The following is a 15091-nucleotide window of genomic DNA, read 5'->3' on the forward strand; positions in this document are numbered from 1 at the left end:
CTTTCAGTCTTCCGTGGGAGCCAATCTACCCCCGGCGCGGATGGGGCGGATTGAGGATGCAAGCCCGGTGCGATCATCCGTGGTTATGAACGCACCGCACAAAGTCGCCTCGCCTTCAGCGGGAGTCATGCGCTCGGTCGGCAGTTTACGGGTGAATTTGGCGACTGGCACGTCTTTTTTCATGCCGATCACGCTGTCATAATCGCCGGACATGCCCGCGTCCGTCTGATAGGCCGTGCCGCCGGGGAGAATAAAGGCGTCCGCCGTCGGAATATGAGTATGGGTGCCGACCACGGCGCTGACGCGCCCATCCAGATAATGCCCGAAAGCCATTTTCTCCGAACTGGCCTCGGCATGGAAATCGATGAAGATCGCATCGACCGAATGGCCCAGCCGATGGGTCGCCAGAAGCTTTTGCGCCGAGGCGAACGGATCGTCGAGCGCCTCCATGAAAAGCCGCCCCATGAGATTAGCGACCAGCACTTTCTTTCCCGCCGCCGTCGTGATGACGGTTTCGCCCCGCCCCGGCGTGCCTTCGGGGTAATTAAGCGGGCGCAGCAAATGCGGCTCCTGATGAATTTGCCCCAAAAGCTCTTTCTGGTCCCACACATGGTTGCCGGTGGTCAGGCAATGAATGCCGAGGGCGAAAAACTCCCGCGCCAGCTTTTGCGTCACGCCGAAGCCCGCCGCCGCGTTCTCGGCATTGGCGATGATGATGTCCGGGCGCAATTTCTCCTTAAGGCGCGGCAGATGCGCCGCGACCGCCTCGCGCCCGGAGCGCCCCACGATGTCGCCGATAAAAAGTATATTCACGTCAATCCCACTCTAAGCTATGCAGTCTCGATGCATACCATAACTATGTTCGCCCCGGCAAAGATCAACCTATACCTCCATGTCACCGGCAGGCGGGAGGACGGCTATCATCTGCTCGACAGTCTGGTAGCGTTCGCGGATATCGGCGACCGGATCGCGGTCGAGGCGGCGGATCGCTTCGAATTCGCGCTGACGGGGCCGATGGCGGCGAGCCTTGCGGGCGAGAACCCTGAAGGCAATCTGGCCGTCCGCGCCGCGAAAACCCTGGCTCTGGCGGCGAAGAAACCGCTAAACTTCAAAATCACGCTCGAAAAAAATCTTCCCATCGCCTCGGGCATCGGCGGCGGCTCGACCGACGCGGCGGCGGCCTTGCTGGCGCTCGCTCGCTTCTGGAATTTACGGCCGGAAACCCTGCCGCTGCACGAAATCGCGCGTGGGCTGGGGCAGGATATCCCCGCCTGCCTGCTGCGCCGCCCCTGCTATTTCCGCAATATCGGCGACGAGCTCGATCCCGCCCCCAATTTACCGCGCACCGGGATCGTGCTCGCCAATCCCGGCCTGTCGGTGCCGACGCCCGCCGTATTCAAGCGGCGGCAGGGCGATTTCTCGCCCCCTGCCCGTTTGGAACCAGCCGCGACGCTGCAAGACCTGATCGCGGCGCTGAAGACCCGCCGCAACGATCTCTACGCGCCCGCCATCGAACTCGCCCCTGCTATAGCCGACTGCCTGAACGCGGTGGCGGCGACGCAAGATTGCCTGCTCGCGCGCATGTCGGGCAGCGGCGCGACCTGCTTCGGGCTTTATGAAACCGCGGCACTGGCGGGCGCGGCGGCGGCGGCCTTGCAGAAACAGCATCCCGATTGGTGGGTGCAAAGCGGCGTCGTGCCGTTCGCGGATTCATGATATCGCCCCGGACACTTGCCCATAAAATCTGGCAGCGTTTCCCGCCCGCATGGCGGCGCGAGATTCTGTTTCGCCTCTCGTCGGCTTTCGCGCCACGTCCGGACCGGAACCCCATCATTCCGCCGGGCGCGCCGGTGATCGTGGTCGGGCCTCTGGCGGCGGCGACCGGCCTTGGAGAATGGGCGCGGCTTGCGCTGCAAGCCTTCCAGACGGCGGGACTCGACGCGCGCGGTATCGATTTGTCCAAAGCCCTGATGCAGGGCGCGGATTTCCCGCAAACCGCATGGCGCGAAGGACGCGACGCCTATGGCCCCGGCACGCTCGTGCTGCATATCAACGCGCCCTATGTGCCGCTGGCGCTATGGCTCCTCGGACGGCGGCTGGTGCGCGGCAAGAAAATCATCGCCTGCTGGGCCTGGGAATTGCCGGATATTCCCGCCGACTGGCGCTGGGGACTTCCGTTCGCGCATGAGATATGGGGATTGAGCCGCTTCACCGCCGATGCCATCGCCCGTCACACCGCCTTGCCGGTCAAGGTGACGCCGCTGCCGGTCGTCAAAGGCGAAGCATCGCCGCCCGAAGCGCGGCCCTGGGTCAAGCCGAAAGGCGTCTTCGCGGCGCTGACCATGTTCAACATGGCTTCTGGATTCACGCGCAAGAATCCGCTCGGCGCGGTCGAGGCGTTCAAAAAAGCTTTCGGCGACGATCCGGGCTGCATGCTGCTGATCAAGACCGTCAACGGGCAGCATTATCCCGAGGGCCTGGAGGAATTGCGCCGCGCTATCGGCGACGCAGCCAATATCCGGCTTATGGACAAGACTTTCACCGCGGCGGAAACCTCGTCGCTGATCGAAGAATGCGACGCCGTTCTCTCGCTGCACCGCGCGGAAGGGTTCGGGCTGGTTCCCGCCGAAGCGATGCGGCGCGGCAAGCCCGTCGTGGCGACCGGCTGGTCGGGCAATATGGATTTCATGAATGCGGAGAATTCCTGCCCTGTCGGCTACCGCCTCGCGCCCGCGCATGATCCGCAGCGCACCTATGACCACGCCGCGCAAAACTGGGCCGAGCCCGACACCGACGAGGCCGCCGCATGCCTTCGCCGCCTGCGCACCGACCCGGCTTTCGCGGCAAAGCTCGGCGTCCGCGCCGCCGAAGATGCGGAAAAGCTATGGAATCTTGAAACGTATGCAGGATATTTAACAGGCAAATCTTGAATTCTTGTGAAGGCCATGCGACTAATTGCCCCCCTTGGCCGCTGATTCGTTAAAGAGGATTTGAAGGATGAAGACCGCATTGATTACCGGCATTACCGGCCAGGATGGCGCTTATTTGGCGCAACTGCTGCTGACCAAGGGTTACAAAGTTTACGGCGCCTATCGCCGCACCAGCACGCCTAATTTCTGGCGGCTCGAAGCGCTCGGCATCGCCGAGCAAGTTGAGCTGGTATGCATGGAGTTGACCGACCAGCTCAGCGTGCAGAATGTCATCAGCCAGACCAAGCCCGACGAGCTTTACAATCTCGCGGCGCAAAGCTTCGTCGCCGCCTCGTTCGAGCAGCCGATTTATACCGGCGATCTCGACGGCCTGTCGGTGACGCGGATGCTGGACGCGATCCGCGTCTTCAGCCCGAAGACAAAATTCTACCAGGCATCGACCTCGGAAATGTTCGGCAAGGTGCAGGCGGTTCCCCAAAGCGAGGACACGCCGTTTTATCCGCGCAGCCCCTATGGCGCGGCCAAGCTTTACGGCCACTGGATCACGATCAATTACCGCGAATCCTACAATCTGTTCGCCTGCTCCGGAATTCTGTTCAACCATGAATCGCCGCTGCGCGGCATCGAATTCGTCACCCGCAAGGTGACCGCCGGATTCGCCGCCATCAAGGCCGGGCTTCAGGATTGCGTGACGCTCGGCAATCTCGACGCCCAGCGCGACTGGGGCTTCGCCGGGGATTATGTCGAAGGCATGTGGCGCATGCTGCAGCAGGATACGCCCGACGATTACGTGCTGGCCACCGGCAAGACCCATACGATCCGCCATTTCATCGAGCTGGCTGCGCACGGCGCGGGCGCCGATATCGTCTGGCAAGGCAAGGGCGTCGATGAAACCGGCATCGACCGCCGCAGCGGCAAGGCCTGGGTACGGGTCAGCCCGCAATTCTACCGCCCCGCCGAAGTCGATCTGCTGCTCGGCGATCCCGCCAAGGCCAAGCGGCAGCTGGGCTGGGAAAGCCGCATGCCGCTCGAAACGCTGGCGCAGAACATGATGGAAGCCGACCTCGCCCGCGTCGCGGATAAGGCTCCTGCGGCCAAACTGGCGCGGGTGTCTTAAGAGGCTGATAGTTTATTTTGTATTTCTGACGCCATTTGCGCGGACAATAAGGTTATCTGCCTTGGCTATGCACACGGTCTGTTGCACCCCTTTTCGTGCAACCGTAAAAGGACAAACCTCAAATTTTCCTGAAACATTATGATCGACATCTAAAACAGCGGCGAGATTGTCCGGCATGAGATAGCGCGTATCGACAGCATTGGATTCAAGGGCAAGAGCGAGTCGCTTTCCCGTGCCCTCAGGACGCATGTAGGGGCGCAGATTGGCTCTCACGCTCACCGTGGCCTGCAAAGAACGGCAAGGAGCCATAACGCGCTTATCCTGACGGCAGGCGCCGCCGTCGGCATGGGACGGAAAGCTGACAAGCAACACGAGGGATGCCCAAAAAAGCCTGCGCATTCAAAACCAGCCCATGCAGGTTGAGGAAAGATTTGTATGAGGCTACTTCCCATAAAAATCAATGTATGTGTTTAATCCTTCGGGAACATCTCCGCCACCTGCATTGTTGAAGGGCCCGAGGCTTAAGTATCGTGTCAGGCCAAGCCAAGGGGGTGTTTGCCGTCCTTCGCCTTCTTGTCTGAGAAAAAAATTGGTCACACGGAGATCAAGCCGCGTTCCATCCGCAGCATCGATAGCGGCTTCAACAGCGCGGCCCCACGCATAAGCCTCGATACTGTTATCCGCATTGCGGGGTTTGTCATAGTGGACTAAAGGATTTCTGTCGGAAACAATGCCCACATAGACTTTGGCAGCATGCAGTTTATTTGCCGAATCTTTGTCCCAATTAGACGGATTATATGGGCTCTTTTTGGGATCGATCAGCTGCGGCGTCAAGCCGGACGTTTCCCCATAAATAGCGGTTGCCCGTTTTTCGGTAATCGGGTCGGGTGCTGTCCGTAATACACGGGGGCGCAGACTTCTCGAAGGCCGACCAACTTGTCCCCTACCGCCTCCCCCGCCCCCATCCGTCCACTATCCGCCGTCGGGATTGCCCGCCGGGACGCGCGGCTGGTCTGGGCTATATTTCGCGGCGTATTGTTCCAGTGTCTCCATAGACGAAACGATCATGATGATTTCGGTCAGAACGGGCGGAACCCGGCCCTTGCGGATATAATACGAAAAAGCCGTGTTTTCGGCTTCCCGGCACAACGCCTTTCTTCGTTCCTCAAGCCGTTGCAATTCCGGCATCATGGGGCAAATCCTTTCGGCAATTATTGGGGACCGGCCCGTACCGGCCAATAAAAAACCCGCCTGAACGATGCGGTCCGGCGGGTTTTGGGCGCAAGGCCCCTGGGGATTGTCTATACCCCGCGACAGAGAAAAAGTCAAGGGATTTTTCCCAGCCTTCGCGAGCGCAAGCGAGCAAAGGCTGTCACGCCGCAGCCCGAAGGGCAAAGGCGGATTGGTTGCCACGCTCGCTACGGCTTGGCAGGCCAGTCCTAATATCCGCTTTCGCCCTGCGGCCAATTCTGCTTAATTAACATCCGGGTAAAGCAGGACAGGGAAACATCGCCGTGACCATCGCCGCCGTGCCGACGCAAAACAGCCAGGACATCGTTCAGGAACTCGAACAGACCGCGCGCAAACTGCGCGACGCCGAGGGACAGCTCAAGCGCGCGGTATTCGGCCAGGATACCGTCATCCGGCAATGCCTTACCGCGATTCTGAGCGGCGGGCACGTTCTGCTGGTCGGCATGCCGGGCGTCGCCAAGACCAAGCTGGTGATCTCGCTCGGCCACGTCCTCGGCCTGCAGAGCCGGCGCATCCAATGCACGCCCGATCTGATGCCGTCCGACATCATCGGCTCCGAAGTGCTGGAGGAAGGCGAGCAGGGCAAGCGCAATTTCCGTTTCATCCCGGGGCCGGTCTTCTGCCAGCTTCTGATGGCGGACGAGATCAACCGCGCCAGCCCGCGCACGCAGTCGGCGCTGCTGCAGGCGATGCAGGAGCATCGCGTGGCGGTGGCGGGGCAGGATCGCCCGCTGCCGGAGCCGTTCCATGTTCTCGCCACGCAGAATCCGGTCGATCACGAGGGCACCTATCCCCTGCCGGAAGCGCAGCTCGACCGCTTTCTGCTGCAGATTACCGTGCCCTATCCCGACCTTGCCGCCGAACGGCAAATGCTGATCGCGACGACCGGCGCGAGCGAGATCAATCTTCCGGCTTGCCTGACGGCGGATGAATTGCGCGCCGCGCAGAATCTGGTGCGCCGCCTGCCGATCAGCGATCAAGTCGTGGACGGCATTCTGAAACTGGTGCGCGCGGCGCGGCCCGAAACCGCGACCGACGATTTCATCAAGCAGAATCTGGCCTGGGGTCCTGGGCCGCGCGCCGCTCAAGCGTTAAGCCTGGCGGCGCGGGCGCGCGCCCTGCTCGACGGCAGGCTGTCCCCTTCGCTCGATGATGTGCTGGCGCTGCTGGCCCCCGCCTTGCAGCATCGTCTCGCGCTCAATTTCGCCGCCCGCGCCGAAGGCGTGACGATGGCGGCGGTTTTCGACAGGCTCGCCCGCACCATCGCCCCATGAGCACTGTCCAGCAGCGCGCGCTTAAAGCGAGTCATCACGCGGCGCAGCTTGCGGCTGGCCTCCCCGAACTGCTGATCGCCGCCGAGCGGGTGGCGTCGCTGACGCGGCATGGCGCGCATGGACGACGCCGGGTCGGCGCGGGCGAGGCCTTCTGGCAATTCCGCCGCTATCAGCCGGGCGACGATGCCGGGCATATCGATTGGCGGCAATCGGCGCGCAGCGCGCATCTTTTCATTCGCGAAAGAGAGTGGGAAGCGGCGCAGACGCTGATGCTGTGGGTCGACCGCACCGCCTCGATGGATTGGATGAGCCGCCCCGGCCTGCCGCGCAAAGGATCGCGCGCGGTGGTCGTCGCGCTGGCGATCGCGCAGCTGGCTCTGGAAGCGGGAGAGCAGGTCGCGCTGCTCGACGAGCCGTCGCGCCGCTATCGCGGCACCAGCGCCTTGCCGCATTTGGCCTTGGCGCTGTTGCAGGGCGGCGGCGCCCTGCCGCCGAAGCTGCCGATGCCGCGCCATGCCGCCGCCCTGGTCGTATCCGATTTCCTGTCGCCGCTCGAGCCGTGGCGGGATCTGTTCGCGCTGTGGGCTGGGCAAGGCTGCCGGGGGCAGATCGTGCAGATTCTCGACCCGGCGGAAATCGACCCGCCGTGGAAAGGGCGCGTGCTGCTGACCGGCTGCGAGAGCGAAGCGCCCCTGCTCGCGCCGAAATTCGAGGACTGGACGGCGGCCTATCGCGAGAAGCTCGCGGCGCGTCAGGCGCGGCTCGACGAACTCGCGCGCGCCGTCGGCTGGCACGTCACGCTGCACCGCACCGACCACAGGCCGCAGGAATGCGTCGGGCGGCTTTATCATTTGTTTGCAGCCGAACTGCGCGCCCAGCCATGAGTTTCGCCGCCCTCACTTTTACCTATCCTATCGTGCTCTGGGCGCTGCTGGCGCTGCCGGTGCTGTGGTGGCTGCTGCGGCTGATTCCGCCCAGCCCGAAGCGGCAGGTATTTCCGGCGCTCGAATTGTTGCGCGACGTCGCGCCGCAAGCGCAGACTCCCGCCCATACGCCGTGGTGGCTGCTGCTGCTGCGGCTCGCCGCTCTCGCTCTGATCATTGTCGGCCTGGCGCGCCCGGTCTGGGTGCCGCCCGCCACGCTGTCCGGCACGGGCGCGATGGCCGTCGTCATCGATAATGGCTGGGCCGCCGCCGAAGCCTGGCCGTCATGGCAGGGCTGGCTTGAGAAATTATGCTCCGAAGCCGAACGCGAGAAACGCGACCTTCTGATCCTCCCGACCGCGCCCGCCCGCAGGCATGGCGAGCTTGAAGCCATCGGCCCGCAGCCCGCGCTCGCCGCCTGCCAGCATCTGCGCGAGCTCGCGCCGCAGCCATGGCCCGCCGATCATAAGGCGGCGCTCGCCATACTGAAGGAAAAATTGCCCGCCGACGCGCACGGTTTTTGGCTTAATGACGGGCTGCGCCATGAAGGCAGCCAGGAGCTTCATGATTTCCTGAGCCATGGCGCGCTCGACATCTATCGAGACCCGCGCCAGATTTTTCTGCTGCGCCCGATGCGGGAACCCGCCGCCAAGGATTTGACCGCGACGGTCGAGCGGCTCGCCACCGGCAAGGAAGACAATGTTGCCGTCGAAGTCCGCGACATGGCGGGGCAGGTTCTGACCGTCGGCAATGCGCTGTTCAAGGAAAAGGACAAGACCGCCGCCGCCGCGCTGCCGATGCCGGCCGATTTGCGCAACCGGGCCGCCAAATTGACGCTGGCGGGCAAGCGCGGCGCGGGCGCGGTTTTGCTGCTGGACGGGCGTTTCCGCCGCGCCGCCGTCGGCCTGATCGGCGACGAGGTGAGCAAAAAGGGCCAGCCGCTGCTCAGCGGCCTGCATTATCTTGAGCAAGCTCTTGAAGGGCATCATGACGTGCTGATCGGCTCCGCCGAAGACCTGCTCGATAAAAATCACAGCGTCATCGTCAATGCGGGCGACCGCGCCTTGCTTGCCGACGAGCGGGCGCGGCTCGCCGCCTGGGTCGAACGCGGCGGCGTTCTGATCCAGTTCGCCGGGCCGGAACTGCGCCAGGACGACGAGACGCTGCTGCCGGTGCCGCTGCGCGAAGCGGCGCGCAATCTCGGCGGCGCGCTGAGTTGGGAGACGCCGCAGCCGCTTCAGGATTTTCCCGCGAAGAGTCCTTTCGCCGGTCTGGCCGTGCCGTCCGATATCGCGGTCAGCCGCCAGTTGCTCGCCGATCCATCCGGCCTTGGGCCGGATCAAGCCTGGGCGCTGCTGAAAGACGGCACGCCGCTGGTGACGGGCGCCACGCGGGGACGCGGCACGGTGGTTCTGTTCCACGTTCCGGCCAGCCCCGATTGGTCGAATCTGCCGCTTTCGGGGCTGCTGGTGCCGATGCTGGAGCGGCTGATCGAGCTTGCGGTCACCGGCACGGTGGCGGCGGGCAATGCGCCGCTGATGCCGTTTCAAGTCATGGACGGCATGGGCATGCTGGCCGCGCCGCCGCCTTCACTGGGCGCTCTGTCCGTCGAGCAGCAGCAAAATTTTACGCCCGCGCCCGAGCATCCGCCCGGCATTTACGGCCCCAGGGCGGGCTTGCGCGCCTTTAATTTAGGCGCGATGTCCGCCGCGTTCGAGCCTTTGGCTTTGCCGTCGGCGCGGGAATTGCCCGCCGGCTACGGCAATATCGAAGCGCGGCCGTGGCTGCTCGCGCTCGCCATGCTGCTGCTGCTGGCCGATATGGGACTGGCGCTGCGGCTGCGCGGCTTGATGATGATGCCGCGCTTCGCCGCGCTCGCGCTCATGCTGGCCATGCTGGTCATGCCCCATGCGGCGCAAGCCGCCGATAGCGCGAACGGCGTCGCGATGACGGCGAAGACCTGGCTCGGCGCGGTCGAGAACGGCGCGGGCGGGCGCGCCGAGACCGCGCGGGCCGGTCTTTTGGCGCTGGCGCAGCGCCTTAAGATGAAAACCACGCTGGAGCAGATCGACGCCAAGCGGGTCAATCTCGAGACCGACGATCTCAGCTTTTTTCCGCTGCTCTATTGGCCGCTCGCCCAAGACCCCGGACTCAGCGCGGCGGCACAGCGGAAATTGCAGGATTATTTCGCGCTCGGCGGCATGCTGGTGATCGACCTTCCCGGCGAGGCGGAAGACAATGCCGCTCTGAAAGCTTCGGGAATCGAGTTGCCGATGCTGGCTCCCGTCGCCGCCGGTCATCCGCTGCTGCGCAGCTTTTACCTGCTCGACGACTGCCATGGGCGCACGCCCGTCGGCACCTTCTGGAGCGAAAGCGACGTATCCGGACGGCAGGACGGCGTGCCCGCCGTCTTCGTCGGCAGCTACGACTGGGCGACCGCCTGGGCCGAAGGCGCACGCGACGCCAGGACGAACGAACTTGCCTTCCGCTGCGGCGTCAACATGGTCGTCTACGCCCTGACCGGCAATTACAAATCCGACCAGATTCACGTCTCGGCGATCCTGGAACGGTTGAGGCGGTAGCGAATTTCCATGACCGAACACCTCACCATCGATTTCGCGCCGCTGATTCCCATCGAGCTTATAGGGGTCTTCGGCGCGCTCGGGCTGATCCTTTGCTTTTTCGCGCTGCGCGGAAAATCGAAGGGATGGTTCTGGAGGTTTCTGAGCCTCGCGCTGCTGCTGGGCGCGCTCGCGCATCCCATCGCGCAGCACGCCTTGCTGCAGCCGGTCAAGGATGTCGCGCTGCTGCTGGTGGATGAAAGCCAGAGTCAGAACCTGCCGCCGCGCAAGGAACAAATGGCAACGCTGCTACCGAAGCTGCGCGAGACGCTGAACGCGCAGCCCGATCTCGAATGGCGCGAGATTCGGGTCAAAGGCCGCGACGTCACCGCGCTCGGCGCGGAAATGCTGCAGGGATTCGCCGATGTCGCGCCGGAGCGCCGCGCCGGGATCGTTGCCGTCACCGACGGCGAGGCGCACGATATCGACGGCCTCATGCCGCAGCTCGGCAATCTCGGCCCGGCGCATGTTTTGCTGACGGGAAAGCGCGGCGAGGAAGACCGCCGCCTGTTGATGACCGAGGTGCCGCATTACGGCCTCGTCGGGCAGACCGTCACGCTGAAATTCCAAATCATCGACAAGCCGCGCCAGCAGACGGAGAGAGCGCTCGTCACCTTGCGCGGCGCGGACGGCACGGAAAGAACCATCGCGGCGGCCGTCGGCAAGGAGATGGCGGTCGACCTGCCGCTGGCCCACGCGGGCGACAATATTTTCATCCTGAGCGCCGAACCCGCGCCGAACGATCTGTCGCTCGCCAATAACCGCGCCGTTGTCAAGGTGCGGGGCGTGCGCGAGCGGCTGCGCGTCCTGCTGGTGAGCGGCGAGCCGCATCCGGGCGAGCGCTCCTGGCGCAATCTGCTGAAATCGGACCCGTCGGTCGATCTGGTGCATTTCACCATCCTGCGCTCGCCGCAGAAGATGGATTCGACGCCGGTTCACGAACTGGCGCTGATCTCCTTTCCGGTGCGCGAATTGTTCGAGGAGAAACTGAAGAGCTTCGACCTCATCGTCTTCGACCGCTTCCGCAAGCAGGGCATGCTGCCAATGAATTATCTCGACAATATCGCGCGCTATGTCGAGGAAGGCGGCGCGTTCCTGGACGCCAGCGGGCCGTCTTACGTCACCGCGCAAAGCCTGTACCGGACGCCGCTGTCCCGCATCCTGCCCGCCGAGCCGGTGGATGGGGCGTTGCGCGAGGAGCGTTTCGTCCCGGCTCTGGCGGAAGCGGGGAAAATTCACCCCGTCACCGCGCGGCTCGAAACCGCCGATCATTGGGGGCCGTGGTACCGCCAGACCGAGACCAAGGCGGCGCGCGGCCAGGTGCTGATGACGGGCGCGGGCGGCCTGCCGCTGCTGGTGCTCGACCGCGTCGGCAAGGGGCGCGTCGCGCAGCTGACCAGCGACCAAATATGGCTGTGGGCGCACGGGCATGAGGGCGGCGGCCCGCATGTCGAATTGATGCGCCGTCTCGCCCACTGGCTGATGCAGGAGCCGGAATTGGAAGAAGGGCTTTTGCAGCTGAGCGTCGTGGAAGAAAATGAAGGCTACCGGCTCGTCATCAAGCGCCCCGGCGGCGCGCCCGCGCAAGACAGCGCGGCGCTTACCGCGCCCGACGGCTCGACGCAGGACATCGCGCTGACGCCGAATGAAGCGGGCGATGCCGCCGAGGCTTCGGTGGCGCTCGCGGCGCCCGGCATGTATCAGCTGCATCATGACGGCCGCGAGCAGATCATCGCGGCGGGCAATCCCGACGCCAAGGAGCTTCAGGATTTGCGCGCGACCGGCGACATCCTGCGCCCGCTGGCCGAAGCGAGCGGCGGCGGGATTTTCTGGCTCGCGGATCATCCCCAGGGCGTGGAGATACGCCGCACCGCGCCGCGCGCGCGCCATGCGGGCGACGGCTGGCTCGGGCTGCGCCGCAACGGCCAGAGCATCGTCGCGGGCATGAAGGCCGAGGAACTGCTGCCCGCCTGGGCCTGGGTCGTCATGATCGCCGCGACGGCCATGCTGGCCTGGAGAAAAGAAGGGAAGTGATGATCATCAGTTCCGCTTCACCGCCACCTGCAAATCCTCGACGGAGAAATTGCACATCATGCGGTTTTTCATCGGCGCGGCGCTGATCTCCAGCTGCAGATAGAATTCCTGGGCTGCCGTTTCCGGAACGGGCAGGAAGAAAGTTCCGTCCGGCCTGAACGCGATATCTTTCAGACTCAGCGTCGCGCCATCGCCGTCCGTCTGCCGCAATTGCGCCGAGAAGGAGCAGCCGGACTGGCCCGCCAGCTTGCCCCCCAGCGCATAGGGATTCGCCGGCAGCGGCAGCATCAGCCAGGCCTGGAACGGCTTCGCGCCGCTGGCCGCGACGGCGCCGCCGATCATCGCGGTGCGGAATTGAGCGTCGGTCGCGATGCGGCTGTTGGTATCGGCGCGGATCGTGACCCAATCCTGCCGCGCCGAGCCGGAAGGCGCGGCGAGTTCGCTCAAAAGCCGCATCGCCTTCAGCCGGGCCGCGGGCGTCCAGGGCGCGACGAGCCGGTAAACGAAAACCGTCACCCCGGCGTCGAGCGGAAATTGCTGCTTGTCCTGCCGCCACAGCTCGCCGAATTCCTTGCGCATGGTCAGCGCCTCGACCGCGCTGTCCACCACGATCTGCCCTTTGCGGCCAAGATGGTATTGCGGCGGGATGGCGAGCACCAGGACATTCGCCTGGGCGATGGTGTTGAGCGGCAGGGGGTCGCGCCGATCCACTTCGGGCATCGGTATGATCGGCAGCCGCGCCCCGGCGAGCGCCGATTGCTCCCGCCGCCTGCGGTCGGCATCGACCAGCATGTCCTGATTGAACAGATGCGACGAGGCCAGAACGGCGATGCGGTCGTCCGCGCCGGTGGTGGCGTGAAGATAATTGACCAGATTGACGATCTCGGCTCCGTCCCCCCGTATGGGCGGCGGCGCGGATGCGGCGAAAAAACCCGTCAGCGGGCGGCGCTCGGCATTCGGCAGCAACAGATCGCCGAACCAGAAGCACAAACATGCTTGAACAGCGAGCAGAAGTCCGGTCAGCGCGGCGATGACGCGCCGCTCGCGCCGTTCGCCCGCCCATAATTCATGCAGCAGCATGATCCATCCGAGCGGAATCACGATGGGCAGGATATGCATGAGGTAATGCTTGCCGCCGAAGCGCACGAATCCGAACCACAGGATTCCCCACAGAACCGTCACGGCGATCAGCAGCGAGAGCCGCGCCCTCGCTTCGGCATGCTTCTTCCAGAAAATCCAGAATCCGGCGCAGGCGGCCATGATCGAGAACGGCCCTACCAGCATGACCTGCTTGTCGAACAAGGGGACGGCTTCTTCGGGATAAGACGCATACAGCGCCGGATAATTGGCGGTCACGAGCCGGATGACGAACTCCGGCGCGAGCGCATACAGCAAAGCCGCGCCGGTAGCGAGCGTCAGCGGCGCGCCGAGCGCCGCCGCTTTGAGAATCGCGCGGGGCTTTTCTCCGGCGCGCCAAAGCCAGTAGATTTGCGTCAGCCCGGCACCGAGCAAAAGACAGGCCGTGGGATAGAGGAAATGCCTGCGAAACAAAATCGATATCGCCAGCGCGCAGCCCGCGCCAACCCAGGCCCGCCAGCCCGGTTGCGGCCAATCGCGCATGAGCCACAAAAACGCCAGCCCGAAAATCGCCATGCCGCCGATATCCGGATAGCCTTCGACCAGCGGAATCCAGACGAAAGCCGCGCCCAGCAGCGCGAGCAGCGAAATCCACGCCGCCCGCCAATAGGAATAACCGGCAAGGCGCGCCGTTATTCCCCCCAGCACCAGCGCCAGCCCCAGCCCATAGACGGTGAAATTCGCGAGCAGATAAACCAGCCGCGACGGCCCCCAAAGCGCGAAGAACGGCATGGCGCCAAGCGTGTAAAGCCGGCCGTAATCGTCGTTCAGCGAAGCCAGAATATGCCGGGCGCCGCCGGCGAAGCCGTTCTCGAACGCCATGAAAGAGTCGAACGCCCACTGCGGATAGAGCGCATGATCCCAAAAATAAAAAATGCGCTCGGCCCCGGCATAGCGGGCGACCATGAGCGCCCCCAGCGCCGCGAGCGCGCAAAAAACGGCGCGGTCGCGCCATGGAACAAGAATTTTCGGCAGGGTCAGCATTGCGGAAATCAGTTGACGGAAAACAGATGCCAGATGACAGGGCGAGCAATATGACATACTGTTTCAAGACTTTCACCCCCTGTCATCCGCCCGATGTACCGCCTTTATCATCACCCTCTCGATCCCTTCAGCCGCAAAATCCGCCTGTTGCTGGCCGAGAAGAATTTGCCGTTCGAGCTGGTGGCGGAAAAGCCCTGGCAGCGGCGGGTGGAATTCATGGCGCTCAACGCGGCGGGCGAAGTGCCGGTCATGATCGCCGTCGACGGCATCCTCGAGCGCGTGCTGTGCGACAGCACGGCGATCGTCGAATATATCGAGGAAACGGTGACCGCCGCGCCGATGCTCGGCCAGACGCCTGAGGCCAAAGCGGAGGTGCGCCGGCTGATCGGCTGGTTCGAGCGCAAATTCCACCGCGAGGTCACTCAGAATCTGCTCGACGAGAAAGCCTTCAAGCGGCTCTCGGGCAGCGGCGAGCCGGACAGCCAGGCCTTGCGGGCCGGTTACGCCAACATTCACTACCATCTCGACTATATCGCGTGGCTCACCGAACGCCGCAACTGGCTGGCGGGCGACGCGCTGACGCTCGCCGACCTTGCCGCCGCCGCGCAGCTTTCGGCGCTCGATTATCTCGGCGACGTGCCGTGGACGGGGCATCTGGCGGCGCGCGACTGGTATGCGCGCCTCAAATCCCGGCCTTCCTTCCGCCCGCTGCTGGCGGACCATATTGCAGGTTTCCCGCCGCCGGAGCATTATGCCAATCTCGATTTCTGAAACAGAAGACAAAAAAATCCTCCATCCGCGACCACCAGGAGTTCATGCC

Annotated in this window: 13 protein-coding genes; 8 read left to right on the top strand and 5 right to left on the bottom strand. The window is 64.1% G+C overall.

From position 1 onward, the window contains the following. Positions 1-3: 3 nt before the first annotated feature. Positions 4-813 (bottom strand): TIGR00282 family metallophosphoesterase, encoded by an 810-nt coding sequence (locus WDO70_09505; GenBank protein MEJ0063411.1) that lies wholly within the window; start codon positions 811-813, stop codon positions 4-6. Between the two features lie 30 nt (positions 814-843). Here WDO70_09505 and WDO70_09510 point away from each other — a divergent pair, with 30 nt between their 5' ends. The 3 genes from WDO70_09510 (at position 844) to gmd (ending at position 4047) form a co-directional block, all read left to right on the top strand. Beyond that, positions 844-1716: a 4-(cytidine 5'-diphospho)-2-C-methyl-D-erythritol kinase gene (locus WDO70_09510; protein ID MEJ0063412.1), complete on the top strand. Its 873-nt coding sequence runs from the start codon at positions 844-846 to the stop codon at positions 1714-1716. Then, positions 1713-2930, top strand: a complete 1218-nt coding sequence (locus tag WDO70_09515; protein ID MEJ0063413.1) for a glycosyltransferase family 4 protein — start codon at positions 1713-1715, stop codon at positions 2928-2930. The genes WDO70_09510 and WDO70_09515 overlap by 4 nt, the downstream gene beginning before the upstream one ends. A 67-nt stretch (positions 2931-2997) precedes the next feature. Further along, the gene (gmd, locus tag WDO70_09520) at positions 2998-4047 is read left to right on the top strand and encodes a GDP-mannose 4,6-dehydratase (GenBank protein MEJ0063414.1); all 1050 of its coding nucleotides are present in this window, start codon (positions 2998-3000) and stop codon (positions 4045-4047) included. Between the two features lie 12 nt (positions 4048-4059). Here gmd and WDO70_09525 read toward each other — a convergent pair whose 3' ends face one another. From WDO70_09525 to WDO70_09535, 3 genes are all read right to left on the bottom strand, one after another. Then, positions 4060-4446, bottom strand: coding sequence for a hypothetical protein (locus WDO70_09525; protein ID MEJ0063415.1), 387 nt, complete (start codon positions 4444-4446; stop codon positions 4060-4062). A gap of 42 nt (positions 4447-4488) precedes the next feature. Then, positions 4489-4881, bottom strand: coding sequence for a hypothetical protein (locus WDO70_09530; GenBank protein MEJ0063416.1), 393 nt, complete (start codon positions 4879-4881; stop codon positions 4489-4491). A 138-nt stretch (positions 4882-5019) separates the two neighbouring features. After that, positions 5020-5238, bottom strand: a complete 219-nt coding sequence (locus WDO70_09535; protein ID MEJ0063417.1) for a hypothetical protein — start codon at positions 5236-5238, stop codon at positions 5020-5022. 362 nt (positions 5239-5600) lie between these two features. Here WDO70_09535 and WDO70_09540 point away from each other — a divergent pair, with 362 nt between their 5' ends. From WDO70_09540 to WDO70_09555, 4 genes are read left to right on the top strand one after another with little or no spacing between them, the layout of a single operon-like run. Beyond that, positions 5601-6572, top strand: coding sequence for a MoxR family ATPase (locus tag WDO70_09540; protein MEJ0063418.1), 972 nt, complete (start codon positions 5601-5603; stop codon positions 6570-6572). After that, the gene (locus WDO70_09545; protein MEJ0063419.1) at positions 6569-7456 is read left to right on the top strand and encodes a DUF58 domain-containing protein; all 888 of its coding nucleotides are present in this window, start codon (positions 6569-6571) and stop codon (positions 7454-7456) included. Before WDO70_09540 ends, WDO70_09545 begins: the two co-directional genes overlap by 4 nt. Further along, entirely contained in the window at positions 7453-10077 is a 2625-nt protein-coding gene (locus WDO70_09550; protein MEJ0063420.1) for a DUF4159 domain-containing protein, read from the top strand. Before WDO70_09545 ends, WDO70_09550 begins: the two co-directional genes overlap by 4 nt. A 9-nt stretch (positions 10078-10086) precedes the next feature. After that, positions 10087-12150 (top strand): hypothetical protein, encoded by a 2064-nt coding sequence (locus tag WDO70_09555; GenBank protein MEJ0063421.1) that lies wholly within the window; start codon positions 10087-10089, stop codon positions 12148-12150. A 6-nt stretch (positions 12151-12156) separates the two neighbouring features. Here the strand turns inward: WDO70_09555 and WDO70_09560 are convergent, their stop codons facing one another. Beyond that, complete coding sequence (locus WDO70_09560; GenBank protein ID MEJ0063422.1) at positions 12157-14271, bottom strand: hypothetical protein; 2115 nt, start codon at positions 14269-14271, stop codon at positions 12157-12159. A 93-nt stretch (positions 14272-14364) separates the two neighbouring features. On the opposite strand from WDO70_09560, the gene WDO70_09565 reads away from it, so the two are divergent. After that, entirely contained in the window at positions 14365-15042 is a 678-nt protein-coding gene (locus WDO70_09565; protein MEJ0063423.1) for a glutathione S-transferase family protein, read from the top strand. Positions 15043-15091 lie beyond the last annotated feature (49 nt).

This window comes from Alphaproteobacteria bacterium (assembly GCA_037200005.1).
Taxonomy (GTDB): domain Bacteria; phylum Pseudomonadota; class Alphaproteobacteria; order UBA9219; family RFNS01; genus JBBCGY01.

What these genes read in the sequence shown, in the direction of transcription:
- gmd (MEJ0063414.1), top strand. Translation starts at nt 2,998, where the DNA reads ATGAAGACCGCATTGATTACCGGCATTACCGGCCAGGATGGCGCTTAT.
- WDO70_09545 (MEJ0063419.1), top strand. Translation starts at nt 6,569, where the DNA reads ATGAGCACTGTCCAGCAGCGCGCGCTTAAAGCGAGTCATCACGCGGCG.
- WDO70_09565 (MEJ0063423.1), top strand. Translation starts at nt 14,365, where the DNA reads ATGTACCGCCTTTATCATCACCCTCTCGATCCCTTCAGCCGCAAAATC.
- WDO70_09560 (MEJ0063422.1), bottom strand. Translation starts at nt 14,271, where the DNA reads ATGCTGACCCTGCCGAAAATTCTTGTTCCATGGCGCGACCGCGCCGTT.
- WDO70_09515 (MEJ0063413.1), top strand. Translation starts at nt 1,713, where the DNA reads ATGATATCGCCCCGGACACTTGCCCATAAAATCTGGCAGCGTTTCCCG.
- WDO70_09535 (MEJ0063417.1), bottom strand. Translation starts at nt 5,238, where the DNA reads ATGATGCCGGAATTGCAACGGCTTGAGGAACGAAGAAAGGCGTTGTGC.
- WDO70_09525 (MEJ0063415.1), bottom strand. Translation starts at nt 4,446, where the DNA reads ATGCGCAGGCTTTTTTGGGCATCCCTCGTGTTGCTTGTCAGCTTTCCG.
- WDO70_09510 (MEJ0063412.1), top strand. Translation starts at nt 844, where the DNA reads ATGCATACCATAACTATGTTCGCCCCGGCAAAGATCAACCTATACCTC.
- WDO70_09550 (MEJ0063420.1), top strand. Translation starts at nt 7,453, where the DNA reads ATGAGTTTCGCCGCCCTCACTTTTACCTATCCTATCGTGCTCTGGGCG.
- WDO70_09555 (MEJ0063421.1), top strand. Translation starts at nt 10,087, where the DNA reads ATGACCGAACACCTCACCATCGATTTCGCGCCGCTGATTCCCATCGAG.